The sequence below is a fragment of the Polaribacter gochangensis genome (assembly GCF_046224025.1).
Lineage (GTDB): Bacteria > Bacteroidota > Bacteroidia > Flavobacteriales > Flavobacteriaceae > Polaribacter > Polaribacter gochangensis.
The window spans coordinates 767,780-794,536 of record NZ_JBJXRF010000001.1; the positions used below are offsets into that span (position 1 = coordinate 767,780).

Below are 26,757 nucleotides of genomic sequence, written 5' to 3' on the forward strand. Positions count from 1 at the left end.
AATCAAAAATGTACGGAAACATAAAAGAACAATTACAGCAAGAACTACAAGAAATAAAAGATGCAGGATTGTATAAGTCAGAACGCATCATTACATCATCACAAGATGCGGTAATTAAGATTTCAACAGGAGAAGAGGTGATTAATTTTTGCGCAAACAATTATTTAGGTTTGTCTAATCATCCAGACGTTATTCAGGCCGCAAAAGACACAATGGATACGCATGGATTTGGAATGTCATCCGTTCGTTTTATTTGCGGAACACAAGATATTCATAAAGAATTGGAAGCGAAAGTTGCAGAATTTTACAAAACAGAAGACACTATTTTGTACGCAGCAGCTTTTGATGCAAATGGCGGAGTTTTTGAGCCATTATTATCAAAAGAGGATGCCATTATCTCTGATAGTTTGAATCACGCGTCTATTATAGACGGCGTTCGTTTGTGCAAAGCGGCGCGTTATCGTTATGATAATAATGATATGGTTTCGTTGGAAGCACAATTAATTGAAGCGAATAAACAAAATCATCGTTTTAAAATTATTGTAACAGACGGAGTTTTTTCTATGGATGGAATTGTTGCAAAACTTGATAAAATATGTGATTTAGCAGACAAATATGACGCAATGGTGATGGTTGATGAATGTCATGCTGCTGGATTTATTGGAAAAACAGGAAGAGGAACTGTTGAGTTAAAAAATGTAATGAATCGCGTTGATATTGTAACGGGAACTTTTGGAAAAGCTTTAGGTGGCGCAATGGGAGGTTATACAACCGGTAAAAAAGAAATAATAGAAATATTACGTCAGCGTTCTAGGCCTTACTTGTTTTCTAATTCTTTGGCGCCAGCAATTGTAGGAGCAACATTAAAAGTATTTGATTTAATTGAAAATGATACTTCTCTTCGTGATAAATTAGAATGGAACACAAACTATTTTAGAACAAAAATGGAGGAAGCTGGTTTTGACTTGGTTGGAGCAGATGCAGCAATAGTTCCTGTAATGCTGTATGATGCAAAATTATCACAAACAATGGCAAATATGTTATTGGAAGAAGGAGTGTATGTTATAGGGTTCTTTTTCCCAGTTGTACCAAAAGAAAAGGCAAGAATAAGAGTGCAACTTTCAGCGGCTCACACCAAAGAACACTTAGATCACGCAGTTAATTCATTTGTAAAGGTGGGTAAATCACTTAAAGTTATATAATCGGAAGCGTTAAGCGATTTAAAATTTATAAATTTTTTTAAAAAATCTTTGTAAATACGTTTGAACAACTTACATTTGTATTCTTAATAAAGAACTTTTAATTTAAAAATTTGATAATGAAACATTTAAAAATAGCTTTGATAGCTTTATTTACGTTTGTGATGGTCGCAAATGTAAACGCACAGGATTCTGACAATCCATGGGCAATTAGTCTTGGTGTAAATACTGTAGATTTTTATGGTGGTGGAGGTTTTACCGATAACATTAAAGATTTATTGGGTAATGGAGATTGGAATGTTTTACCATCTATTTCTACTTTTGCTGCAACTAAATATCTAGAAGATGGTTTTTCTTTACAGTTAATGGGGTCTTTGAACAAGATTACATTTTTAAACAGTGAAAACGATTCTGATTTCATGTATTACTCTATTGATGCAAATGTTAAATATGATGTAAATAAACTTGTTGATTTAACTTTTGGTTCAACTACTCAGTATTTTGACCCATTTGTTTATTTAGGAGGAGCTTATGCTGTTGCTGATGGAAATGGTGAGGCGATGTTGAATGTTGGAGTTGGGTTTAATACTTGGTTTAAAGAAAATATCGGGTTAACTTTCCAAACAGGAACTAAAAAAGGTTTCACAGACAATGTGAATGCACATTACCAATCTTCTTTAGGTGTTGTGTTTAAGTTTGGAGGAAAAGACACAGACGGAGATGGAGTATACGATAAAGATGATTCTTGTCCAGATGTTGCTGGTTTAGCTGCTTTTAATGGTTGTCCAGATGCTGATGGTGATGGAGTTCAAGATTCAAAAGATGCTTGTCCAAATGTTGCTGGTTTAGCTGCTTTAAATGGTTGTCCAGATGCTGATGGTGACGGAATTGCTGATAAAGATGATATGTGTCCAAATGAAAAAGGATCTTCTGCGAACAGAGGTTGTCCAGATTCAGATGGTGACGGTGTAGTAAATAAGGACGATAAATGTCCAAATGTTGCAGGACCTGCAGCAAACGGAGGATGTCCTTGGCCTGATACTGATGGTGATGGCGTTTTAGATAAAGATGATAACTGTGTGAATGAAGCAGGACCTGCTTCAAACAATGGATGTCCAGAGCCAGTAATTACTGATGCAGCTGTTCAAACAATTAACATGGGTGCTAAATTTATCTTATTTAACACAGGAAAATACAGCTTCAAACCTGGAGTAACTAAAAAATTAGATGAAATTGTTGCTATTATGAATCAGTTCCCTAAAGCTACTTTTATGGTTGAAGGTCATACTGATAGTTCTGGAGGAGCGGCACTTAACTTAAGAATTTCTGAAAAAAGAGCTATGGCTGTTAGAGACTACTTCGTTAAGAAAGGAATTTCTACAGAAAGATTAGAAGCAAAAGGATTTGGAGAAGGTTCTCCAATAGCTGATAACAAAACTAGAGCTGGTAGAACAGAAAACAGAAGAGTAGAAATTAAAGTTGCAAATAACGACTAAATTTCAATTCATATAAAATCAAGCCCCATACATTGTATGGGGCTTTTTTTGTGTATTAGATATTAGGTATTTATATATTATTAATACAATTTCTATAAAGAAATTACGCCATTTCTTTTTCCTTGGAAAAAATATTAAAAACACTTTTAATTTAGCGTTAATTAAATTATCTTTGCACCCTGAAAAAGAGGGGTAAAAACCACTAAATAAAATAACTAACATTAATTAGATACTATAATGTCTACAACAACAGGTAAAGTTTCACAGGTTATTGGTCCAGTAATCGATGTAGAGTTTAATACAGAAACCGCAGCACTTCCAAAAATTTACGATTCGTTAGAAATTACTAAAACTGATGGTTCGCTTTTAGTTTTAGAAGTTCAACAACATATTGGAGAAGATACAGTTCGTACAATCTCAATGGATGCAACTGATGGTTTGCAAAGAGGGCAAGAAGTAAGAGCAACTGGAAGTCCAATTCAAATGCCTATTGGAAACGATATCTACGGAAGATTATTCAACGTAACTGGAGATGCTATTGACGGTCTTGGTAACTTAAATAAAGAAGGAGATAATGGTTTGCCAATTCACAGAGCAGCACCAAAATTTGAAGACCTATCTACTTCTACTGAAGTTTTATTTACAGGAATTAAAGTAATCGACTTAATTGAACCTTATGCAAAAGGAGGTAAAATTGGATTATTTGGTGGAGCTGGAGTAGGAAAAACAGTATTAATTCAAGAGTTAATTAACAATATTGCAAAAGGACATGGAGGTTTATCTGTGTTTGCGGGAGTTGGAGAAAGAACTCGTGAAGGAAATGATTTACTTCGTGAAATGTTAGAATCTGGAATTATCAAATATGGTGATGACTTTATGCATTCTATGGAAGAAGGCGGATGGGATTTATCTAAGGTTGATAAACCAGGAATGAAAGACTCTAAAGCAACTTTTGTATTTGGACAAATGAATGAGCCACCTGGAGCACGTGCAAGAGTAGCATTATCAGGATTAACTATAGCAGAATATTTTCGTGATGGAGCAGGAGAATCTCAAGGAAAAGATGTACTTTTCTTCGTAGATAATATTTTCCGTTTTACACAAGCAGGTTCTGAGGTTTCTGCCTTATTAGGACGTATGCCTTCTGCGGTAGGTTATCAACCAACATTAGCTACAGAAATGGGAGCAATGCAAGAGCGTATTACTTCTACAAAGAAAGGTTCTATTACATCTGTACAAGCAGTTTATGTTCCTGCAGATGATTTAACAGATCCAGCACCAGCAACAACATTTGCGCATTTAGATGCTACTACAGTATTGTCTCGTAAAATTGCAGAGTTAGGTATTTATCCAGCTGTAGATCCGTTAGATTCTACTTCTAGAATTTTATCAGCAGATATTTTAGGTGATGAACATTACGACTGTGCTACAAGAGTAAAAGAATTATTACAACGTTATAAAGAATTACAAGATATTATTGCAATTTTAGGAATGGAAGAATTGTCTGAAGAAGATAAATTAGCTGTTCATAGAGCAAGACGTGTGCAACGTTTCTTATCTCAACCTTTCCATGTTGCTGAGCAATTTACTGGTATCCCAGGAGTTTTAGTTGATATTAAAGACACAATCAAAGGATTTAATATGATTATGGATGGTGAATTAGATAAATATCCTGAAGCAGCATTTAACTTAAGAGGATCAATTCAAGATGCAATTGATGCTGGAGAAAAAATGTTAGCGGAAGCATAAAAATCAGCTTAAAGCCAAAAGCTTAAAGCCAAAAGCAGTAAAAATATGTTTTTAGAAATTGTAACACCAGAGGCCGTTTTATTTTCATCAGATGTAGATTCTATTTCTGTACCTGGAAAAGATGGAAATTTTCAAATGTTAAATAATCACGCACCAATAGTTTCTATATTAAAAGAAGGAACTGTGCAAATACATGTACATACTCAAGAGCATTTAGAAATGGACATGATTAGTGGTCATTTAGTGCCACATATTGATGATGATAAAATTTTAACATTCAAAATTAATTCTGGAACTATTGAAATGAAAGACAATAAAGTAATTTTATTGGCTGATTAATTTTAATATTTAAAGATAAAAATCAAAAAGTCCTCATTAAAATGAGGACTTTTTTTATGCGTTTATGTTAAAAATTAGATAAAAAACTATTTTAAGTTTGATATGTTGTTTGTTTTGAAGAACTTTATCTCTTATATCTATAAACCAAACAATCTAAATTATGAAAAATAGTGCATTAATATTGCTTTTTGTATTTGTTTCGAGCTTAACATTTGCGCAAGAAACACCTAAGCCAAACTACAGACAGGCAGCAAAATATTCTCCAAAAAACTTGGCCAAATTAGTACATTCAACCTCTGTGAGTCCACATTGGTTAAAAAAAGGAAATCGTTTTTGGTATCAATACAAAACATCTGAAGGAGCTAATTATTATATCGTAGATGCAGATCGAAAAACAAGAAGAAAACTTTTTGACAATGTAAAAATGGCAAAGTGGTTAACAGAAATCACAAAGGATCCTTATGACGGACAACACTTACCACGCTTTAGTTTTAAATTTAATGAAGCTGAAACTGCAATTCGTTTTAGAGTAACATCAACTGAAGAAGTTCCTGTTAAAGAAGATGAAAAATCTAAAAAAAAGGATGCTAAAAAAGCGAAAAGCAAAAAACCTAAAATGGAAAAGAAAGTATATCACTTAGAATATAGGTTAGGTGGTAACGGATTAACGATTATCGATAACGAAAAGGAAGAAAAAAAATGGAAAAACTGGGCAAATATTGCCCCAGATAGTTCTATTGTTTTATTTTCAAAAAACTATAACCTTTTTTGGATGGATAAAGCTAACTTTTTAAAAGCGGTTAAAGACGAAAAAGATTCTACTATTGTTGAACATCAATGGACAAAAGATGGAGTTGAAAACTACGGCTATGGCGGTGGTGGAAGAGGTGAAAATAATGAAACGAAAATCAAAAATAAAGACAAACGTAAAGGAGTTTGGGGAACATGGTCTCATGATTCTAAAAAATTCGTTTTTCAAAAATCGGATTCTAGACATATCAAAGATTTATGGGTAATTAATTCTGTATCAAGTAAAAGACCAGTTTTGGAAACGTATAAATATCACATGCCAGGAGAAGCTGAATTTTACAAATCAGAATTATTAATTTTTGATATTCCGACTAAAAAAGTAGTGAATGTAGAACTAGATACCATTAAACAACAAAGTGTGTCGGTTTTTAGAGCGCCAAGAAAACAATCTAATAGAGATGATGACTTTCAACCATCATTATTGCTATCAAAAAAAGGAAAAATCTATTATAGTGTAATCAGTAGAGATCGTAAAAAATATGATATTTGTGTAGCTGACTTAGAAACAGGAAAATCAAAAGTACTTATCGAAGAGCGTTTTAATACGTATATTGAATCTAGACCCTTAATTTTATTTAACAATGAAACAGAAATGTTGCATTGGGCAGAACGTGATGGTTGGGCACATTTTTATTTGTATGATGCCAACGGAAAACTTAAAAATCAAGTTACAAACGGAGATTATCACGTAGCTGGTTTTTCTGGATTGGATGAAAAATCTAGAACGTTGTATTTTACAGCTAATGGCGTAAATAAGTCACAAGATCCTTATTATGCACACATGTATAAAATTAATTTAAACGGATCTGGAATGCGTACATTAAATCCTGGAGATTATACTTCTAGTACAAGCATGGCAGATTCTAATAAGTTTTTTGTAAGTAATTTTTCTAGAGTAAATACTGTTCCTAAATCAGAATTACGCTCTTCAGATGGAAGGTTAGTAATGAAATTAGAAGAAGCAGATTTATCTCAACTGTTTGCAACAGGATATAAATTCCCAGAAACTTTTAAAGTAAAAGCAGATGACGGAATTACAGATTTATACGGAGTAATGTATAAGCCTTTCGATTTTGATTCTACAAAAGTGTATCCATTATTAGAATATGTATATCCAGGACCACAAACAGAATCTGTAAACAAGTCTTTTTCTTACAGAATGGATCGTTTAGACAGAATGGCTCAAGTTGGTTTTGTAGTGATAACCTTAGGAAATCGTGGTGGACATCCAGACCGTTCTAAATGGTATCATAACTATGGGTATGGAAATTTAAGAGATTATGGGTTGGCTGATAAAAAATTTGTAGCAGAACAATTAGCAAACAAACACAGTTATATTGATATTTCTAAAGTTGGAATTTACGGACATTCTGGTGGTGGATTTATGTCTACAGCAGCAATGTTAGTTTATCCAGATTTCTTTAAAGCAGCAGTTTCATCAGCAGGAAACCACGATAATAATGTGTATAATAGTTGGTGGAGTGAAACGCATCACGGAGTAAAAGAAGAAATAGACGAAAAAGGGAAATCGACTTATAAATACAAAATTGACGACAATCAATCGTTGGCAAAAAACTTAAAAGGACATTTAATGTTGATTCATGGTGATGTTGATAACAACGTACATCCTGCAGGAACCATTAGAATGGCAAATGAATTGATTAAAGCAAATAAGCGTTTTAAATTTATGATTATGCCAGGACAACGTCACGGATTTGGAAGTATGACAGAATATTCTTTCTGGTTGCGTGCAGATCATTTTAGCAAATACTTTTTAGGAGTTGAAGCTACAAGTGTAGATATTACAGAAATGAATAGAGACAACCCGAAGAATAAATAATACACTTCTTTATAAAAACAAAAACGCCGAGCTAAGCTCGGCGTTTTTTATACTTCTTAATTAGATCTTACTTTTTATCTAACCAATCTTTTCTGTTCTGTAAAACCTCTGGAGAAACTTCTAATCCAGCTTTTTCAAAAGACATAATTGTATAGCTAGGATCTTTTATCAACGTAACTTTTGCGCTTCTTAATTGGTTATATCTGCTGAATTTAATCGTAACAGTATCTCCAATTTTATAATTGCTTAAAATTGCATTTACGGAGTTTCTGCTCCCAACAACGTGATTGTCTATTGCTAAAATTTTATCACCAGAATTGATTCCTGCTTTATAAGCCGGACTTCCAATTTGTGGATTATTTCTTACAAAACCATTCGAAATTGAAGCTCCAAAAAAGACTTTATTGCTATCTTGTTTTAAAACAACACCTACCTTTTTAAATAAAGGCTCGTAATTTGGCATTGCACTTTTATAGATAAAATGAGAAAAGAAATAATCTCCAAATAATTTACCAGCGTACTTATTTAAAACATCATTTAAATCACTAATTGAATATGGTTTTTCTTTCTTTCCGTGCGTTTTCCAAAGCACTTTCATATAACCATCTAAGCTTAAATTTCCTTTTTCGTTACGTAAAGCCAAATCTAACGCCAACCCTAAAGCACTTCCGTAAGAATAATAAGAAATAAATGTATTTTCTCTATTTACAGGATCAACAGAAGTTGCTGCATCTACAAACGGAGCTTGATAACTCATTTCTATTGGATTAAAAAAAGATCTTCCTGGAGAATTCCATACATAGTTAAAAGTTCCGTTTAAACTATTTATATAGCTTTCATGAGACATTAAACCTGCTCTTGTTAGGATTAAGTTTGTATAATAACTGGTAAAACCTTCTGCAAACCATAATTCGCCACTCATATTTGCCTCTTCGAAATTAAAAGGCTCTAAAGATTGTGGTCTAATTCTTTCTACATTCCAAGCGTGGAAAAATTCATGTGAAACAGTTCCGATATTACCTTTCATTCCGCCATTTGCTAAGGTTCTTGTACTTGTTAAAACGGTAGAATTTCTGTGTTCCATTCCGTCTCCGCTTGCATTTGGTACATAACAAGCTAAGAACACATATTCACCATAATCAAACTTTGGTAATTCGCCAAAAACTGCCATTTGTTGTAATACAACTTTTTTAACACTTTCAAAATATTCATCAGCTTCTGCTTCTGTTCCAATATTGTGTAATGCTAATTTTACATTTAATTTTTCTCCGTCAGATTCAACTTCAAAAGAACGCACAAAATGATCACTCAATTCAGTAGGGCTATCCATAAAATACTGCATGTTTGGAGCATAATAGGTGTTGTCGAACATTGGTTTTAATTGTGTTGCAATTTTCCAGTCTTTTCTTGGATTAAACGTAACCTGAATTGGAGTTTCTTTTAATGATGGTGCAAACATAAATGTTGCAGGAATATTTAAATGCGCGTGTGTTTCGTCAATTTGAGCATAAGTTCCTCCGCCTCTATTTGCAAATAGTGTATACGTTACAATTACAGTTCCGTCATGATTATCTACATCCCATTGATAAGGATTTGGACGCGTAATTTCTAATGCTTCTCCTTTGCTATTTGTAGCTTTTACATTGTACACATTTTTAGCAAACTCATGAATTGCATATCTTCCCGGAGAAGATCTGCTCATTCTAAAAGAAAATTGACCTTTTTTAATTTTTGTAAACGACACTTTAATTTCTGCTTCGTGATGCACAGCATTCGGAAATGAAATGTCGTAATTAATATAACTTTGAGCATTACTCATGGTAGTAATACAAAGCGATAACACTAAGATTTTAAGAATTTGTAAACGCATTTTATAAGATTTTAAATAGTTCTTCAAAACTACACAAAATTGATCAATCATTTACATATTCTAAAATATCTGATGGCTGACAATCTAATGCTTTACAAATAGCTTCTAAAGTAGAAAAACGAATGGCTTTTGCTTTACCTGATTTTAAGATGGATAAGTTAGCAGTTGTAATATTTATTATTTCTGCCAAGTCTTTACTTTTCATTTTCCGTTTGGCAAGCATTACATCTAAGTTTACAATTATTGCCATGTTTAAATTGTTAAATCGTTTTCTGACTGAATGGCAATTCCGCGTTTTACAATTTGCGCAAAAATAAAGATGATAACAGATAAGAACACAAAATCGCTTGAGAATAAATACAATTCAAAATCGTGCTTTTTACCAATCAATTGCATGTGTGTATTATGAATAATTGCAATGATCCACAGATAAAAAATGCAGTAACTTATTTTTTGCATAAACTTTTGTACATCGATATTAAAAGGATGTTCCATGTTTAGTTTCTGCAATAGTTTAATTACCAAATAGGCAATATAAGCTTCTACAGAGAAGAGTAAAATTTTATATCCAATAATAAAAGAATAGTGTGTAAAGCTATAATTTCTATATTCAATAAGATTCATTCCTTCGTATAAGTCTTTAGATATTGTTGCATTTTCTATGCTCAACAAATAGGTAACTAAAATCGCTCCTGCTTTTATCAATAATCCGATAAAAGCAAACCATGAAAAAATTTTCATAATTTTTAATAGTTTTTCTGTTTTCATAATTTGTTATTTTTTATTCATAAACCAATGAACGTGCCCGCAATTATCACAGATTAAATTTTGTGCTTTTTTGTTAAGCCAATCGAGTTTAAAAAAAGTTAAAGCAGTTGTATTCATTAACGTTTCTCTTTCCCAAAAAGTTTCGTTTTTACAAACAGTACAACTTAACTTGTTCCCTTTTATGGTTCTTTCTTTTGATATAGGTTTTTGTGCCATGTTCTATTTTTTACACAGCAAAGATATAAAAATTATTGAATAACAATAATAAATTATTAAAAAAGAATGATTTTATGAATGATAAACAGAATGTATTACAATTTTAAACCTTATTATTTCTTCTTTTTTAAAGTTGGATAAGTAACACCTAATTGTTCTAAATAGGTATCAAACTTTTTTTCGTTATAATAAAATTTTTCTAGTTGAGGTCTAAACTGTTTTTGCTTGTCTTTATTTAAATAGATTGGTGGCAAGTCATTAACAGAAATCATTGGTTTATACGAAGTATTTTTACGTTGCACATTATTAATATACTCTTTCGCTTCTTTTAATAAGTTGGGTTTTAATAAAAAATCAATAAGTGTCATTGCCTCTACTTTTGCACCAGCTGTAACTCCTTTGTGAGCAATTGGAGTTGCCATCGCAATGGCGTTACTCCAATGATGTCCTTGTAAACCAGGAATGTTAGAAGGATATCTTAACGTTACAGTTGGAACCGTCCATGAAACATCACCAATATCATCTGAACCACCGCTTACAGGAGATTTTATTGGCAATCCTAAGGAGTTTAATTTTGTGCTTAATCCGCTAATTCTAGTAGATTTTACTTCTGTTTGTACAGCTTTCGCTAATATTTGATCCTTTTCTGACCATTTTGGCAATCCAACAGTTTTAATATTTTCATACATGGTTTCTGCAATGGTTTTATTAAAATGTCTTGGCCAAGCGGTTCCTAAAATTCTGGATCTAACTTTTGTTTTTGTCATCAATGCTGCTCCTTTTGCAACATCATTTGCTTCTTGATACATTTCCATAATGCCTTTATAAGTAACATCTCTAAAATAATACCAGATAGATGCAATTGAAGGCACTACATTTGGTTGATCACCAGCATCTGTAAAGATAGAATGCGATCTTTTTAATGGATGCAAATGTTCTCTTTTATAATTCCAACCAACATTCATTAATTCAGCAGCATCCAAGGCGCTTCTTCCTCGCCATGGCGAACCAGCAGAATGCGCAGACTCTCCTTCAAAAGTATATTCTACAGAAATTAATCCTGTACCACGGGCTTCTCCATAAGAAACACCTAAATTACTACTAACATGAGTAAAAATACACATGTCTATTTTATCAAAAAGTCCATCTCTAGTGTACCAAGCTTTTGCAGCAACTAATTCTTCAGCAATTCCTGGCCATAAAATAAGTGTTCCACCAATATTTTCACGTTCCATTATTTTTTTTACAGCTAAAACAGCCGTAATATTTAATGGGATTCCGGAGTTGTGTCCTTCTCCGTGACCGGGAGCTCCTTCAACAATTGGTTTGTGATAAGCAACTCCTGGATATTGTGATGCTTTCGGAATACAATCTACATCGCTTCCTAACGCAATTACAGGTCCGTCTCCATTAGACCATTTTGCAAACCATGCAGTTGGAATTCCAGAAACCGATTCTTCAATTTCAAATCCGTTTTGTTTTAAAATTCCGGTTAAATATTTAGATGATTCATATTCTTGAAAACCAAGCTCTGAGAAACTAAAGATTTTATCAACCATTACTTGAGATTGTTTATGGTTGGCTTCTACAATTTGTGAAACTTCTTTTTTTAAAGCTTCTATTTTTCTTTTGCTCCATTTTTTTTGAGCTTGAGAAAGTTGAGAAGTTCCTAGAAAAAGTAAACATAAAATTACTGCGAGTTTTTTGGTAAGACTTGTAAACATGGATTAGTTTTTTTATTAGCAAAACAATCGGATTACTTAAAATGTTGTTATGCTGAGTTTTGCAACCAAGTTACTAAAAAAATGAGAATCAAAGAATTATTTATAAGCTTCAAAAGTAATTGGATATTCGAAATAATATTTAAAAAGACTCTTAAATGACTTTTTTCCTTAATGTACTAATGTTAAAAAAAGCGATTTTTGGCTTTTTTTAATTTTTTGCTACGACGTGTTTGTGTTATGATTAGTTACGGAAAAGTGCGTGAGCAATTTTCCGCCGTTGCACTAAGATAATTAATTCGCGTGAATTTCCGACAGGGAAGTTCCGCAGCAATTAATTATACACGGTGTTGTAACCAGTTGTTTTCAGAAACTAAATGTTCGTTCCTGTCTTTTCATTCTCATATCCAAAATGATTCCAATTCCGATTATTAATAAAGCAACTGAAATCACTCCAATTTTAATACTATAATCGATATTTTTTTGAACAGCAAAAGCTACAGCAAATGAAAGTCCAAAACTTGTTGCCCAAGTCGTGTAATAATTTTTTGGTACAAAACGTAATTTATTTTTTAAGTATTTTCTAAATTTTGTCAGTTTATGTTTGAACATTTCATTACTAAATGATGGTATTTTTTCAAGTTCTAAATATTGTAGGTAACTTTCAATTCCTTCTTTCTGCCTAGTACTTAAATCCTTTTCTTTTAGTTTCTGTAAAATTCCTATAAATCTTTCAAATGTTTTTATTTCCGATTTTTCATTTGTTTTAGAAAGTTGTTTTTTTAGAAAAATAATAGTTGCTTTTAAATCGCTCGTTTCCGTCACAGAATTTGAACCAATCAATTCAGTCAATTCTACATCTAACGCAATTGCTATTCTTTTAATCGTTTCGCCTGTTGGTTCCGATTCATTATTCTCAATTCTTTGGATTGTCCTCAAACTTACTCGTGATTCATCAGCTAAATATTCTTGAGACATTCCTCTAAGTGCTCTTAATTCCTTTAATCTTTTTGCTAAAATTTTAGATTCCATTTTTAATGTATTTATTGTTCATAGCAAAAGTATATAGTGTTCCTTATCAGTAGTTGCGTCAAGTTGACGTCATCTTTGCGCCAACGTGTTTGTATATGGTTTGTTGCGTGGTTAATCACGTAATTTAGCAAATAAAAACCGAATAGAAAATCCGCGAGGATTTTCGTAAGTAGGCTAGAACTAGCAATAAACTATATACGGTGTTGCCACACGTTTTTTTATTCCCAAAATTCATATTTGAAATATCTTGGCACATAACCACGAACGCTTTTTAAAAGTCCGTTTTCGTAATATTTATAATTCAATTCATATTCATTAATACGGTCATTCATAAATACTGACTTAATATCTGATTTTATAAGTTGACCTTTTTCGTTAAAACTATTTATGATGATTTTATTATCCTCAAACCTTTGTAAATCGGTTTGGTCAGAATATGCAATAGTATTAGTAATTCCGTTTTCTGTGGTTTTTACTTTTTTTAGTTTTGGTTCTAAATAATAACCGAAAAATCTGCTAACGTAAAAGTCCTTTTCATATTCTTTTGTCTTTTCATAAACCACTATTGAATCTTTTTCCTGCGTTGTTGTCGATTTAAATGGCTCGTAATAGTAATTCGTTTTATAGACAAAATTTCCCAAATTTTTTCTTGATGAAATCAGTTTATTATTAGTCCCATATTTGAATGTTATTGAATCTTTTCCTATTGAATCTATTATTTTAATTAATCGATTTTGAGAGTCGTATTCATAACGATTTATTTTGTCAGTTGATTTGTGTTTTCGAGTTTTATGATTATAAGATGCACTAAATTCGGTCGAGCGTATTCTTTTTCCAGTTCGGTCAAATTCAACAATTTCAGATAAGTCTTTTGGTGAATTCAAATAGACAAATATTTTTTTTACTTGTCGGTTTACGTAAATACTATCCGGTTGCCATTTATTTTCAATTTGTCCAAAACTCCAAAATGGAATAGAAATAAATATTATAAAAATCAGTGTGTTCATTCTATGGAATTCAGTTTTTCTCAAATGTGTGGCAACGTTTATGTATAAGAATAGTTGCGGGTTTGTATGCGAGGATTTTCCGAAGGAAAATCAGACGTTACAAACACGCAACGACCTTTGATTAAGCACTAAACCGCAATTATTTTTATACGGTGTTGTAGCACGTTTTTATTTTTCGTTCAGTTGATATTTATACTCAAATATTTGTTTTTCAGTTCCGTCAATTTTAATTACTTTTTCTAAAAATCCGACGTTATTGTAAATGAATTGATAAGATTTGATTTTGCCTTTTAATATGTAATTTTCTGAATTATTTATTAAAATCGTATCATTCTTATATTCGTAAGTTTCATTTTTCCAATGTCCATTTTTCGTTGAATAAAAGTCAGATGAGATTAATCGGTTTGCAGAATTGTATTTGTGTTCAGACACCTTAAAATTACCAAAATAGTTAATGATTGTATTTCCGTTCTTGTCAAGCACATCATTGTCTAATATTTTATTTGTCTCGATAGTTTTTTCTCTGTTTTCAGGGTAGAATATTTTGTCCTCGTATTTTTCTCCGTCTTTTGAATAATAAATAAATTCTCGGTTTAATCTGCCGTTGGAAAACTCCTGTTTTTGTTTTAATTCTACATTTTCATTAAACATTTCTATTTTTTTAGAAACAATTTCATTATCGGTTCCGTAATCGATGGAAATTTTTTGGTTTTTGTCCTTTAAAAAAACGTCTTTGTTTTTAAGTATTCTTCCAGGATTTTCATAAGTCAGTTTTGAGTCTTCCAAGTATTCATATTCATAACCATATTTGAAATTTCCATTTGGAGAATAATGTGATGTTTTGATAACTCTCCCTTTTTCATCGTATTGATATTCGCTTTTGTTGATAATTGTGTTATCATTCTCAATTTTGGAAATTACATTTCCGTTTTTGTCAAAGTTGATGTCGGATGAAGTCAGTCCATTTCTATAGCAAAGAAGTCGCTTTATGTTATTATTTTGTGCGAAGTCAGTAAAAGCTATATTCATATTCCTTGTATTTTGAGGAACGTTTAAAGTCGCTACAAATAATTTTCTTGGTTCGTGTTGAATCGATTGTCCAAAAGAAAAATTAAAGGCAAAAAATATGATGATTAATAGTCTGTTCATTGGTTTGGTCAAATGTGCTACAACGTGTTTGTGCATGATTTGTTTGCGTGAATTTAGCGAATAAATAATTAGTAATTACAAGCCTTTGAAGTCCAAGAGGTTTTTCCGAAGGAAAAACTTTGTAAGCAATGAATTATGCACGGTGTTGTAACACGTTTAACTTTTCTTTTTCAATTTTTCAATTTTGATTTTTAATTCCTCAATTTCATTTTTGTAATAAGGGTCATTATCTTTTTCTAAAACACCTAACCTTAATTCATAATATTTTTGTGCATTTACAAAATCATTTCTCAATTCGTAAACTTGTGCTATATCTAAAATGTAAACTGAATTTTGTTTAGCTGCTTTTTTAAATTCGACAATAGCTTCATCATATCTTTCTAATTCAACTAAAGTCCAGCCAATATGTCCCAAAGCTGTTGGGAATTCGTGTCCGCTTTTACTCATGGATTTTCTAAATTGTTTTATAGCAATTTCCATCGAGTCAATTTTATAATAGGCAATACCTTTTTTTAATTCCAAAAAATATATTTCAGGATATTTTATAATTACTTTGTTTATGTATTTAATAGCATTTTTAGGGTCTATCTCAATAAGACTATCTATTTTTGGCTCAAAATAATCTTCATATTTCTGATTTTCCAGATTAGACTCATGTATTTTGTCATTTTCTTGCCATTTAAAAAGAGCCCAAATATTTACTCCAACTGCTGAAACAATATTAACTGCAATTATTATTACAAAAACTAATGATATGAAGTATACTATTTTTTTATTCACAATGTGTTACAACGTGTTTGTGTATGAGTTGTTGCGTGATTCACGCGGCTAATTTAGTAAATACAAACTGAATAGAAAATCCGCGAGGATTTTCGTAAGTAAACAAAAATTAGCAATGAATTATACACGGTGTTGTAAAACGTATTTTTAATTCAATTCAGCATTTTTCCATTTTATTCCACTCAGTTTTTCACTCACAAATAAATTTTCATAATTCAGAAGAGCCAATAACAAATGAATAGGAACCAGTATAGTTCTGTCTAATATTGATCCGATTGAATAAATAACAAATTTTAAATTCAATTTTTTTTCGTTCAGATTATCCAATTCCACTTTGAACAGATACATACCAAATGATTTATTAAATTTTAATTCGCACAAAGTGTAATAAACGAAGAATGATAATATTCTGATATACCAAGGATAGAATCTTTCAGTATTTAGAATTAGGCATATTAATTCATAAATTATTTGCGAGAATGCAGCAAAGAGAAAATATTCAATAAATAGAATTGTTACTTTCTTTTTTAGTTTTAATTTTTCTTTTTCTCGTTTCAATTTATATGTTTTACAACGGTCTCGTGTATGGTTAGTTGCGTGTTTAAGCAACTAATTTAGCAAATACAAACGGAATAGAAAATCCGCAAGGATTTTCGTAAGTAGGCAAGCACAAGCAATGAATTATACACGGAGTTATATGGCGTTTTTTATTTCAAAAACGGGATTGCAGGTAAGTATTTGTTTTTCAATCCTTTTTGACTTTTTCTAATATTCAGAATTATAGAAATTATATTGTAAGAATATAAAAATAATATCACTATTCCGATTATTGAGAAATGAGTTATCAAGTTAGGAAATGAATTTAATAAGTTAAAATTAAATGGGATAAAAGATCCATTAGTAGCTATAATTAAAACAACGTAAAGCATTAAAGTCCAAGTAATCTGAAAACTGATTAGTTTTTTACCAGTATCATCAACAAGTTTTATCTTTTCCCTCTTTAAAATCCACATCACAAGCGGAATTATTATTCCCAAAAAAGGCTGAATTAATATGCTGATAGCACTTAGATTTAAAAGAGTTAAATATCCTTTATCTTCAATATCTGTCCATTCTAAAAGGTCGTCTGGCGTAACTCCAAGAGCTTGCGTTAATTTTATCAACGTATCACCTCTAGGAATTGATTCACCTTTTTCAATACGTTGAATTGTTCTTAGACTTAATTTTGACTCTTCAGATAGTTGCTCTTGAGAAAATCCTTTTCGGTTTCTTAAGTCTTTAATTTTAATTGCTAAGTTTTGATTATTCATTTTGGCACGTTTTAATGTTTACTCAGCAAAGATATTTTTATGTTGTTTTAGTTGTTGCGTCATCTCTATGACAATCTTATGACATTTCTGCTATTGTTTGGCACAAATGACATATAACGTGTTTGTGTATGATTTCGTTGCGTGTTTCAGCAACCAATTTAGCAAATACAAACCGAATAGAAAATCCGCGAGGATTTTCGTAAGTAGGCGAGTACTAGCAATGAATTATACACGGTGTTCTAAGCAGTTTTTTATCCGATTAGTGATGTAAAAATATCAACTAAATTTTTCTGATTTCCGCTTCGAGCATTATTCAGAGAATCAAAATATTCATTTCTATCGATACTGTCAAACTGAACAACTTTATCAAGTAAATCTTTAAATTGTAAAGAGGCTAAAACTCTTGCAACTCTTCCATTTCCATCAATAAAAGGATGTATGGTCAAAAATCTTTCGTGAAATTCTGATATCGCTAATATTTTTTCTTGCTCTGAACTATAAAGAACTTCCATATATTTTTCTTTCCACCAATTCAGTAGCTCAATTGTTAATTTAGGAACTTGGTCAGCTTCTGGTGGTACAAATTCCGCATCTTCTATTTCTCCACCAACCCTTGCTAACCAAACCTGAACATTTCTTAATCCTAAAACACCTTTAAATGAACTTCCTTGAGTTTCATAAAGTGCAGCTTGTTGAATAGCAAATAAATCTTCCATTGAAATTCGAGAAGAAAATGGAATTCCTGCGATTGGTAGAACTGATAAGCTTTTGTTGAAAACCATATCTCTATCAAAAATCTGACCTGATAAATCACGAGTTATTCCTCGAACTTCTGCAAGCATAGACTTGATTTCAGCAAATTCGTGTTTAAGATTTACGTGAGAATTTAAAAATGATATTTGTTCTTCTTTTGATAATTCAATATTCAGATATTCTAATCTTATTCCATATCCTTTTGGTGAATCCAAAACACTAGTTACTCTTTCTCCGTGATATATTTCAATATTTTCGCTTCCTTCTGGGATTAGAGCGATTCTTTCGGTTGGTGTGATTTTTTGGTTGGTAACAAATACAAATCCATCTGCATCATTCATTTCAACACCTTCATAATCTCCGTCAAATTTGTCTTTAACTTCTTTAAATGTCTTTTGACCCATTCCAAAATAACAACCAACTACATATTTGTTGCCATTCTTAAAGCAAACTATGTCCTTCCTGCCATCAGGTCCTCCAGTTGGGCATTGTGGGTCAATATCTGTGAATCCTTCAGTATCGACAATTTTTGCAGAAAGCCTTTCGGAAAATGCTTGTCCTTTGTCCCAATTTAATAATATCTGATATGTGTTTGCCAATGATTGTTAGGTTGTTTGTTTAAATTGCTTAGAACGTGTTTGTATATGGTTTGTTGCGTGGTTTAGCACGTAATTTAGCAAATAAAAACCGAATAGAAAATCCGCGAGGATTTTCGTAAGTAGGCTAGAACTAGCAATAAATTATATACGGTGTTACCCAACGTATTTATTTCCAAATTATTTCTTTTTTAATTATTCCATAAAGGTTTGTCACAAAGAAAAATAAAAAGCCAAAATTTATTCCAATAAGAAGTGTCGTTAGAGAATATTGTAATCCTAAATCTTGAACCATAAAATATGTAAAGAATGGAATTAATACACCAAATACTAAACTTGAAATAAGAATAATAAAAATAATCAAGTTGATTCCAGAAAGTCCTTTTCTCAAATCTAATAAGAGTTGATAAAGTTCTTTGAAATAATGTTCATTCATATCATCACATATTTCGCTCATTAGTTTATTGTCCAATTCATATTCTGCATATTTTGGATTTATTCTTATACAAGCATCTAAAATATATTTCTGTGATTTCTTACTTAATCTATTGTAATGTATAAATTGATAATCTTTTTCAAAAGCGTAACCAAGTCTACTTGCGTAGTCAACTTCTACCCATTTTTGTACGTGTTCAAAGTTGTACCTGCCTTTTATTTGATAGTCTTTATATAATTCGGTATCAGGAAAAATATTATCACTTTTTCGGTCTCGAACTAAACTAATCATTCCCAAATATAAACCTGTTTGGCTTTCTTTATATCTTTCGTCGTTCTGTAATTTTTCGATTAATTCTTTGTCTTCAGGTTCATAGTCACTTATAGATAACATTTTTAAGTCATAATAATCTATGTGTTTGTATGGCTTTTGATTTAGAAGACTTTTTGTTGCATTATCATCTTCCCAAACTCCATAAAATTCAGTTAACTTTTTTAAAATTCTTCTGAATTCAGTTATTTTTTGAGAGAAAAGAACAGCTTCTTCGTGAGTTTCTTTATTGATACTCAAAATCCAAGAAATTCTATTGAAAAAATAAGTAACCAAAATTGCTGAAAAAAGTCCATTGATGGTTAAAATCAATTCGAGACTGTTTTTTGTAAATTCTGGTTCAGATGTTCTATTACTTAATGTTACAAACAATAAAATAGCGAGTTGAATTGAAATAATTCCCAATAATATCATTGTCCAATTCCAGCTTTTTAGCTTGTAAATTGTTCTGTAATAAAAGTTGCTTATTTTGTTTCTCAATGTTTGTTTATATGTTGGGTAACGTCTCAGTATATGAAAAGTAGCGCTGAAAAAATGCGATAATTTTCGGATTATACACAAGCCGAATTTTTAAATTTTACTAATTATTTTATTTTTGGAAAATTGTCAAATTTTGAAATTTGGTGACTTTCAAAAAATGCCAAACCTTACAGTTAGCAACAACTTGCGCTATTTTTTATATACTTTGTTAGCCTTTCGTTATTTAGGTTCTTTTTTTAGAATGTAATAATTGTATGTATTATCAACACGGTACTCATCATTTTCTATAGTAATTCTATCATTTCCATCCATCCACGTGTTATTTCCAATATAAATTTTTAATGTATCAATTTTTTCTTCTCCCAAAGATTGTAAAGTAATACCATTTATTATTGATTTTACCTCAAGTGATTGCATAGAACCTCTTACCGCACCTTTGTAAGTTCCTTGAATATTATTAAAATCACTATCCAATTCAACTGATTTGTATTCTTTTTTATCTAATAGTTTCCAAGTAATATTATCTGCAAAGAAACTTCCTCCATTAGGACCAGCTGTATTTACTAAACATATGATGTATAAATCTTCATCAGGAAAATATCGTGTATCAGAAAGGAAGCCGTGGATTCCTCCTCCGTGAGCTATTTCTTTATGTCCAAAATTAGAAAAATTGACTAATCCTTTGGCATAACTAACAGAAGTCCCATCATTTAATTTACCTGGATTAATCATTGATAGATACATTGGCTCTGTCAATACTTTACCTGTATGTAAAGCACTCATCCAAATGAGTAAATCCTCAGTTGTACTGCAAAGAGAACCAGCTGCGTAAGGCCAAGTGTGATTTAAGTAAGGTTTTTGCTGAAGCCCATTCGGTGAATAATTGTAGCCATAAACTTTATTTTTAACTACTTTGCTATTGGAACAATAATTTGTATTGTTCATACCCAAAGGCTCAAATAATTCTTGGTTTAGAAACTCCTCATAACTTTGTTTAGTTACTTTTTCTATAATTAATCCAAGGAAAAAGTAAGCAGAGTTATTGTAAATTAATGCTTCATTTGGTTCAAATAAAAAGTCATTTCGCTCTACTAATCGTACCAAAGAATCTCTTGGGTGTTCCTGAGTAGATAAATCCCAAAACTCTCTAATTTCAGTATAACTAGGAATTCCAGATGTGTGATTCAGTAAGTTATCGATGGTAATTTTTCTGCCTTTGGTATCAAAAGAAATGTAATCCGTAAAATCATCTTCTAAAGAAAGTTTTTTAGCTTCTACTAATTTTAGTATCGCAGCAGCTGTGAATTGTTTAGTTACAGAGCCAATTTCAAATTGTGGATTCTCAGGCATTGGCACTGTTAATTCTACACTCGCATAACCATATGATTTTTTTAGCAGTTTTTCACCTTCTTTAAATACCAAGATTGCACCTCCTGCAATTTGCGCACTATCAATGCTTGCTTGAAATAGTGAGTCTGCATATTTTTCTAAAGATGTTTTATTAGAAACTGTCTTTTCATTTTGACAACTTGTTACTAATAGCAATACTGTTAAAGTCAATAATAATATTTGTTTCATATTCTGTTGTTTTTTAATGAAGGCTAACGTGTTTGTGTATGATTTCGTTACGGAAAAATCGGCAAGATTTTTCCGAGTTTGAACGAAAGATAATAAAAATGCGAGGAATTTCCGTTAGGAAATTCCGTCGTAATGAATTATACACGGTGTTGTGGCAAGTTATTTTCCATTACATTCAATTACTATTGCACCTTCTTTAAGTCCTACATTCATTTCTAGCATATTATTTTTTTTAAATAATTCTTTAGTTATTTTTCTCTTTTCAGTTTTAAAACCTACAAATGAAAATTCAATAGTTAATTCTTTCTTTTTATTTAAGAGTTCAATTACATTAATCCTATATTTTCCGTTTTCATCTACAGTAATTTTTCGTTTTGAATTATGAATTTTAACTCTTGCATATTTAAATGATTCTCCTACATTATCTTTAATAACTCCATAAACTACTAAAGAATCTTTTTTTTGTTTTAATTCAACAGTATTTGAATCACGATTATTTTCATGATTAGTAATACTTTCATAATTGCTAAATAAAGTTAAAAAGGATAATATTAAAAAGTAGTTTTTCATTCAGTTTTTAATTTGCTACAACGTGTTTGTATAAGAACAGTTGTGTTAATTTAATATTAACTTTAAAAATAAGCAACAAAAAAGAAACACGCAAGGTTATTCCAAATAGAGAATAACGTAGCAATTGTTTTTATACGATGTTGTGTGTCCGTTTTTCGTTCCGCAATATTCTTTCCTGCGTAAAGAGAATTATGTCAGATTATATTTCAAACAACACAGTTTTAAAAAACGGAAAGGATTATAGTGAAATATCTAAAATGTTAGATAAATACCCCGAATTGACCTTTGTCCGTAAATCAGCACTTCTTTTAGAACTTTCTTCTTTTATTGGTTTCAATGAAGATGATGTTCAAAAAAGAGCAGTTCATTATTCTAAGGTTTACTTTGATTCCACAAATCAAGTAGTTCAATAGAAACGTTCTTTAAGTCGGCTTTCCAATGAGAAAATTCAGTATTCGTAGTAACGTAAACAGTTCCGTTTTCAGAGTTTATTCTCTCTATTAAAGTTGTAAATCCGCCTAAATATATTGCATTGTTTACCAATGTTCTTATTTTAGGATTTGAATATATTTGATTGGTGTTATATTCATTAATTCCATCAAATACAATTATATTGTTAATTGGTAATTTTTCAGATTCTTTCATTGTATTTAGTTTTAATTATTAACGTGTCTTAAATGGCACACAACGTTGATGTGTATGGTTAGTTGCGTGGTTAAGCAACTAATTTAGCAAACAAAAACTTGCCAGAGAAAATTCCGAAGGAATTTTCCAAATAAGCACTTGCCAAAGCAATTAATTATACACCGTGTTGGTGATAGTTTTATATTGTATCCACTATTAGAAACAACTTGGTTCCTATAGAAATAGGGGAATTAATCAATTCTTTGCACCTCCTTGCACTATAGTCTAATTTATGTCCGAGTTTTTCGTTTTTATATGTTGTCCTTTTAAGATACTCTTCGTCAATTATCCCACCTTTATGGACAGTTATATGTCGAGCAATTTCTAATTGACACAGAGTTTTATTTTCTAAAAAAGAGAAGTCCATTCCTTCTTTCTTGAAAAGTTCAGAGTAAGCCTTTTTTATTCCTCTTACGCTTGTGAAGTCGTATTTTTTATGAAGTAAATCTCCCAAATGTTTTGAGACGTCTAGGTCAAATTTTTGAAGAAGTCCAATTGAAATATTTTTGCCTTCAATTCCTGGTAACTCTCCATCGTTGTTTAGAAGTGTTTGAGAAAGAAATCTTTTGGGGTCTGAATTTAAAAGGTGAATCCAAGTATCCTTCATTATTGATTCAAATATTGTCCAACTATTGACAAGAGAATTTAGAGTTATTTGATTAATCGTATCATCAAGAAAGGAAAGTTCTTTGCCGATATTTTTCAGCATTTTTGAAGCTTCATTAATTCCCCTTCCTTTTTTTCTGTCCTTTAGTCTATGTTCGTTTATAAGGTCTTTGAATTCTTTCGAGTTATCCGTAAGGCTAGTTTTTAATTGTGTCGCTGCTTTCAGTCTATATTCAAATTCATACATACTCTGCATAGAGTGTGAAGCAACAGCAATTGGAAATGCAAAGGTCGAAAGGATGTTTTCGTAACCTAGTTTAAAATTTTCACAAAGTTCTTGCAAGGATTTATCCCTCAATCTTTTCTCACATTCCTCAATGCTTTCAATGTCTATGGCTATGTTTAATAGTTTCATTTTTTAATTATCACCAACTGGTTATATAGTTATTTTTTATGATATTATTCCTTACTATTTTCCGGATAACGTTCTTTTTTGTGAATCTTATCAATCAGGAAATGTAACGGGTTATAAATATAGTAATTTTCTCCTTTTCATCTAGTTGCATCCCTTTTTTTCTACTGTTCTAACTTTTTTGTACTATTGGTGTAGTTTTTTACAGCGATATCTAACGGACTGCTAATTTGTAATAAACTCTTCTGTGAAACATGGGTGTAAATCATCGTTGTTTCTGGTTTTGCATGACCCAATAATTCTTGAATCAACCTCAAATCAATACCATTTTCTAATAAATGTGTAGCAAAACTATGACGTAAACAATGTGGTGTAACACGCTTGTGTATGTTTGCAAGCCTACAAGATGTTCTTAAAAAAGCCCTAATACTTCCAGCAGAATATTTCTCATACGGCTTTCCTTCAATAAAAAAACGCTTTGGCTGATACGTTGTAATATAATTGACCAACAACGGTTTAAAACTTTTTGCCAATGGTACATATCGATCTTTTCTCCCTTTTCCGTTTTCTATTAAAATTTGATTTCTGTCCATGTCTATACAACGGAGTTCTAAATTTATCAACTCACCAATTCTAAATCCAGAAGAATAAATAAAAGCCAATGCAGCCCTGTGTTTTAAGTTCTTGGTGTTTTGTAAAAGACGTATCACTTCTTCTTGTGATAAAACGGTAGGTAAAATTCTAGACTTTTTAGGTCTTTCTAATTGCAAGTCGTTAATTTTTGTCTCAGGGTAAAAAACAATAAAAATCTTTAAAGCACTTATAAATTGTCGTTGAGAACTTACAGAATAATTTCTTTCCATAAATACCGTTTCTATAAATTCTTCTACATTTCTATTTGTTAGATCTACTAAAGGTATTTTTGTGTGAAAATTAATAAAATCAGCAATAAAAAAAGTGTAGGTATTTATGGTGCTTTGACTGTATCTTTTCCCTTTTAAATACAGATAAAAATTGTTTAATAACGTTTTTTGAGCTTCAGTTAAGTTGCGTCTAAAGACCTTTTTCCTTGAAATATTACTGGTGTTTACAGTTGTAATTCCTTTAAAAAGACTTGTAATTAAAAGTAAATTTTTATCGGTATTTTTTAAATACCAAGATTTTAAAGAAGTGCTCCATCGCACACCATCAACAGTCTTAATTAAGTCAATTAATTTCTGATGATACTTAAATTTTATAAGCAATTGATGCTCTTTTCTATGAACTTTCTGTTCAAGAAAAATGGTTGGTAAATTTTTCATTTTCTTTAGCAATTACCCAAAATTAAGAAAAATTTATTTAATGTCTTTTAACAGCAACTGAATACTTGTAAAACCATTCCACGTATTTTCGTCGATGGTGTACACAATATCAAAATCGTTTTTTATAAGCGGTAACTTATCACCCAATCCAAAACCAATTGCAGTATAAGTTTTATTATCAGATCCATAAATTAAATTAAGGCGTAAATGACTTTTATCTTCGCCAACTTGTTTGCCAAATCCGTTATCTCTAACCGCAGCAGTTGTAAAAGTTGGTTTCATATTTTGCGGACCAAAAGGCGCCATTTGTTGTAGTATTCTAAAAAATTTCGGAGTAATGTCAGAAAGTTCAATTTCTGCATCAATGGCAATTTCAGGAATCAATTGTTCTGGTAAAATAGTTTGTTGCACAACCTCTTCAAACTTTTGTTTAAAATTCTCGTAATTCTCTGGCAATAAAGTCAAACCTGCAGCATATTTATGTCCGCCAAATTGCTCAATAAATTCCGCACATTGTTCTAATGCATTATACACGTCAAATCCTTTTACAGAGCGTGCAGAAGCAGCTAATTTTTCGCCACTTTTTGTAAAAACCAACGTAGGTCTGTAATGGGTTTCTATCAATCTAGAAGCCACAATACCAATAACTCCTTTATGCCAATCTTTACTATAAACAACTGTTGTAACGTTTTTTTCTTCCTTATTTTCTGCAATTTGCTGCAAGGCTTCTTGCGTAATTTTTTTATCGAGTTCTTTTCTGTCAGAATTGTTTTTTTCGATGGCTGATGCAAATTCAACTGCAGTTTCAAAATCCATTTCCGTCAATAACTCAACCGCATAATTTCCGTGTTTCATGCGTCCGGCAGCATTTATCCGCGGAGCGATGATAAAAACCACATCGGTAATGGTTAATTCTTTCTTTTTAAGTTGATGAATAATGGCTTTAAATCCGTTTCTTGGATTTGAATTAATTACCTGCAAACCAAAATACGCCAAAGTTCTGTTTTCGCCAGTCATCGGAACAATATCTGCGCCAATTGCCGTAGCAACCAAATCTAAATACGGCGTTAAATCATCAATGGTTTGCTTTCTTTTGGATGCCAACGCTTGCACCAATTTAAAGCCAACGCCACAACCACACAATTCGTCATACGGATACTTACAATCTATCTGCTTCGGATTTAAAACCGCAACAGCTTTCGGAATTTCGGCACCTGGTTTGTGATGATCACAAATAATAAAATCGATGTTTTTTTGGGATGCATAAGCAACTTTATCGATTGCTTTGATGCCACAATCTAAGGCAATAATTAGAGAGAAATTGTTGTCTTCGGCAAAGTCAATTCCTTGATAAGAAACGCCGTAACCTTCGCCGTATCTATCCGGAATATAGGTTGAAATATTTGGATAAAAAGTTTTTAAATACGACGAAACCAACGAAACTGCAGTAGTTCCATCAACATCATAATCGCCATAAATTAAAATATTTTCGTTGTTGGCAATAGCGGTTTCAATTCGGTGTACAGCAACATCCATATCTTTCATCAAAAACGGATCGTGCAAATCTTCTAACGATGGGCGAAAGTATTTTTTAGCTTCATCAAACGTAGAAATTCCACGTTGCAATAAAATTTCTGCAAGTGGTTTTTCTATAGATAATTCGTTAGCAAGGTGTGTAATTTTTTCTTTTTCGGGTGGTGTTTTTAAAGTCCAACGCATAGCAAT

Annotated in this window: 23 protein-coding genes; 5 read left to right on the forward strand and 18 right to left on the reverse strand. The window is 31.5% G+C overall.

Annotated elements, in window-relative coordinates; genetic code table 11:
- Positions 1–8 precede the first annotated feature (8 nt).
- The 5 genes from kbl to ACEWL1_RS03565 all read left to right on the forward strand — a co-directional run bounded on the left by kbl (position 9) and on the right by ACEWL1_RS03565 (position 7,433).
- Positions 9–1,202, forward strand: coding sequence for a glycine C-acetyltransferase (gene kbl, locus ACEWL1_RS03545; protein WP_409231902.1), 1,194 nt, complete (start codon positions 9–11; stop codon positions 1,200–1,202).
- A gap of 116 nt (positions 1,203–1,318) precedes the next feature.
- The gene (locus tag ACEWL1_RS03550) at positions 1,319–2,695 is read left to right on the forward strand and encodes an OmpA family protein (RefSeq protein ID WP_409231903.1); all 1,377 of its coding nucleotides are present in this window, start codon (positions 1,319–1,321) and stop codon (positions 2,693–2,695) included.
- A gap of 237 nt (positions 2,696–2,932) precedes the next feature.
- Entirely contained in the window at positions 2,933–4,444 is a 1,512-nt protein-coding gene (gene atpD / locus ACEWL1_RS03555) for a F0F1 ATP synthase subunit beta (RefSeq protein WP_409231904.1), read from the forward strand.
- A 45-nt stretch (positions 4,445–4,489) separates the two neighbouring features.
- Positions 4,490–4,783 (forward strand): FoF1 ATP synthase subunit delta/epsilon, encoded by a 294-nt coding sequence (locus ACEWL1_RS03560; RefSeq protein ID WP_409231905.1) that lies wholly within the window; start codon positions 4,490–4,492, stop codon positions 4,781–4,783.
- Between the two features lie 160 nt (positions 4,784–4,943).
- Positions 4,944–7,433, forward strand: coding sequence for a S9 family peptidase (locus ACEWL1_RS03565; RefSeq protein ID WP_409231906.1), 2,490 nt, complete (start codon positions 4,944–4,946; stop codon positions 7,431–7,433).
- 67 nt (positions 7,434–7,500) lie between these two features.
- Here ACEWL1_RS03565 and ACEWL1_RS03570 read toward each other — a convergent pair whose 3' ends face one another.
- From ACEWL1_RS03570 to recJ, 18 genes are all read right to left on the reverse strand, one after another.
- Positions 7,501–9,303, reverse strand: coding sequence for a M61 family metallopeptidase (locus tag ACEWL1_RS03570; RefSeq protein ID WP_409231907.1), 1,803 nt, complete (start codon positions 9,301–9,303; stop codon positions 7,501–7,503).
- 43 nt (positions 9,304–9,346) lie between these two features.
- Positions 9,347–9,553 (reverse strand): helix-turn-helix domain-containing protein, encoded by a 207-nt coding sequence (locus ACEWL1_RS03575; protein WP_409231908.1) that lies wholly within the window; start codon positions 9,551–9,553, stop codon positions 9,347–9,349.
- Between the two features lie 2 nt (positions 9,554–9,555).
- Entirely contained in the window at positions 9,556–10,071 is a 516-nt protein-coding gene (locus ACEWL1_RS03580) for a DUF2975 domain-containing protein (RefSeq protein WP_409231909.1), read from the reverse strand.
- Between the two features lie 6 nt (positions 10,072–10,077).
- Complete coding sequence (locus tag ACEWL1_RS03585; protein ID WP_409231910.1) at positions 10,078–10,287, reverse strand: hypothetical protein; 210 nt, start codon at positions 10,285–10,287, stop codon at positions 10,078–10,080.
- A gap of 113 nt (positions 10,288–10,400) precedes the next feature.
- Positions 10,401–12,011, reverse strand: coding sequence for an amidohydrolase (locus ACEWL1_RS03590; RefSeq protein WP_409231911.1), 1,611 nt, complete (start codon positions 12,009–12,011; stop codon positions 10,401–10,403).
- A gap of 363 nt (positions 12,012–12,374) precedes the next feature.
- Positions 12,375–13,040: a helix-turn-helix domain-containing protein gene (locus tag ACEWL1_RS03595; RefSeq protein WP_409231912.1), complete on the reverse strand. Its 666-nt coding sequence runs from the start codon at positions 13,038–13,040 to the stop codon at positions 12,375–12,377.
- Between the two features lie 218 nt (positions 13,041–13,258).
- Positions 13,259–14,047: a hypothetical protein gene (locus ACEWL1_RS03600; RefSeq protein WP_409231913.1), complete on the reverse strand. Its 789-nt coding sequence runs from the start codon at positions 14,045–14,047 to the stop codon at positions 13,259–13,261.
- Between the two features lie 168 nt (positions 14,048–14,215).
- Positions 14,216–15,232 carry a hypothetical protein gene (locus ACEWL1_RS03605; protein ID WP_409231914.1) on the reverse strand — a complete coding sequence of 339 codons (1,017 nt, stop codon included), beginning with the start codon at positions 15,230–15,232 and terminating at the stop codon, positions 14,216–14,218.
- Positions 15,233–15,352: 120 nt separating this feature from the next.
- Positions 15,353–15,976 (reverse strand): tetratricopeptide repeat protein, encoded by a 624-nt coding sequence (locus ACEWL1_RS03610; protein WP_409231915.1) that lies wholly within the window; start codon positions 15,974–15,976, stop codon positions 15,353–15,355.
- A gap of 707 nt (positions 15,977–16,683) precedes the next feature.
- Positions 16,684–17,286 carry a DUF4870 domain-containing protein gene (locus tag ACEWL1_RS03615; protein ID WP_409231916.1) on the reverse strand — a complete coding sequence of 201 codons (603 nt, stop codon included), beginning with the start codon at positions 17,284–17,286 and terminating at the stop codon, positions 16,684–16,686.
- Positions 17,287–17,537: 251 nt separating this feature from the next.
- Positions 17,538–18,638, reverse strand: a complete 1,101-nt coding sequence (locus tag ACEWL1_RS03620) for a Fic family protein (RefSeq protein ID WP_409231917.1) — start codon at positions 18,636–18,638, stop codon at positions 17,538–17,540.
- Between the two features lie 166 nt (positions 18,639–18,804).
- Positions 18,805–19,881: a hypothetical protein gene (locus ACEWL1_RS03625; protein WP_409231918.1), complete on the reverse strand. Its 1,077-nt coding sequence runs from the start codon at positions 19,879–19,881 to the stop codon at positions 18,805–18,807.
- A gap of 219 nt (positions 19,882–20,100) precedes the next feature.
- Complete coding sequence (locus tag ACEWL1_RS03630; protein WP_409231919.1) at positions 20,101–21,459, reverse strand: serine hydrolase domain-containing protein; 1,359 nt, start codon at positions 21,457–21,459, stop codon at positions 20,101–20,103.
- Positions 21,460–21,618: 159 nt separating this feature from the next.
- Positions 21,619–22,029 (reverse strand): carboxypeptidase-like regulatory domain-containing protein, encoded by a 411-nt coding sequence (locus tag ACEWL1_RS03635; RefSeq protein WP_409231920.1) that lies wholly within the window; start codon positions 22,027–22,029, stop codon positions 21,619–21,621.
- Positions 22,030–22,401: 372 nt separating this feature from the next.
- Entirely contained in the window at positions 22,402–22,674 is a 273-nt protein-coding gene (locus tag ACEWL1_RS03640; protein WP_409231921.1) for a hypothetical protein, read from the reverse strand.
- Positions 22,675–22,852: 178 nt separating this feature from the next.
- On the reverse strand, positions 22,853–23,734 hold the full coding sequence (locus tag ACEWL1_RS03645; RefSeq protein WP_409231922.1) for a hypothetical protein: 882 nt from the start codon (positions 23,732–23,734) through the stop codon (positions 22,853–22,855).
- 161 nt (positions 23,735–23,895) lie between these two features.
- Positions 23,896–25,032, reverse strand: a complete 1,137-nt coding sequence (locus ACEWL1_RS03650) for a tyrosine-type recombinase/integrase (RefSeq protein ID WP_409231923.1) — start codon at positions 25,030–25,032, stop codon at positions 23,896–23,898.
- 33 nt (positions 25,033–25,065) lie between these two features.
- A complete protein-coding gene (gene recJ / locus ACEWL1_RS03655; RefSeq protein ID WP_409231924.1) occupies positions 25,066–26,751 on the reverse strand; it encodes a single-stranded-DNA-specific exonuclease RecJ in 1,686 nt (561 codons plus the stop codon).
- Positions 26,752–26,757: the final 6 nt, after the last annotated feature.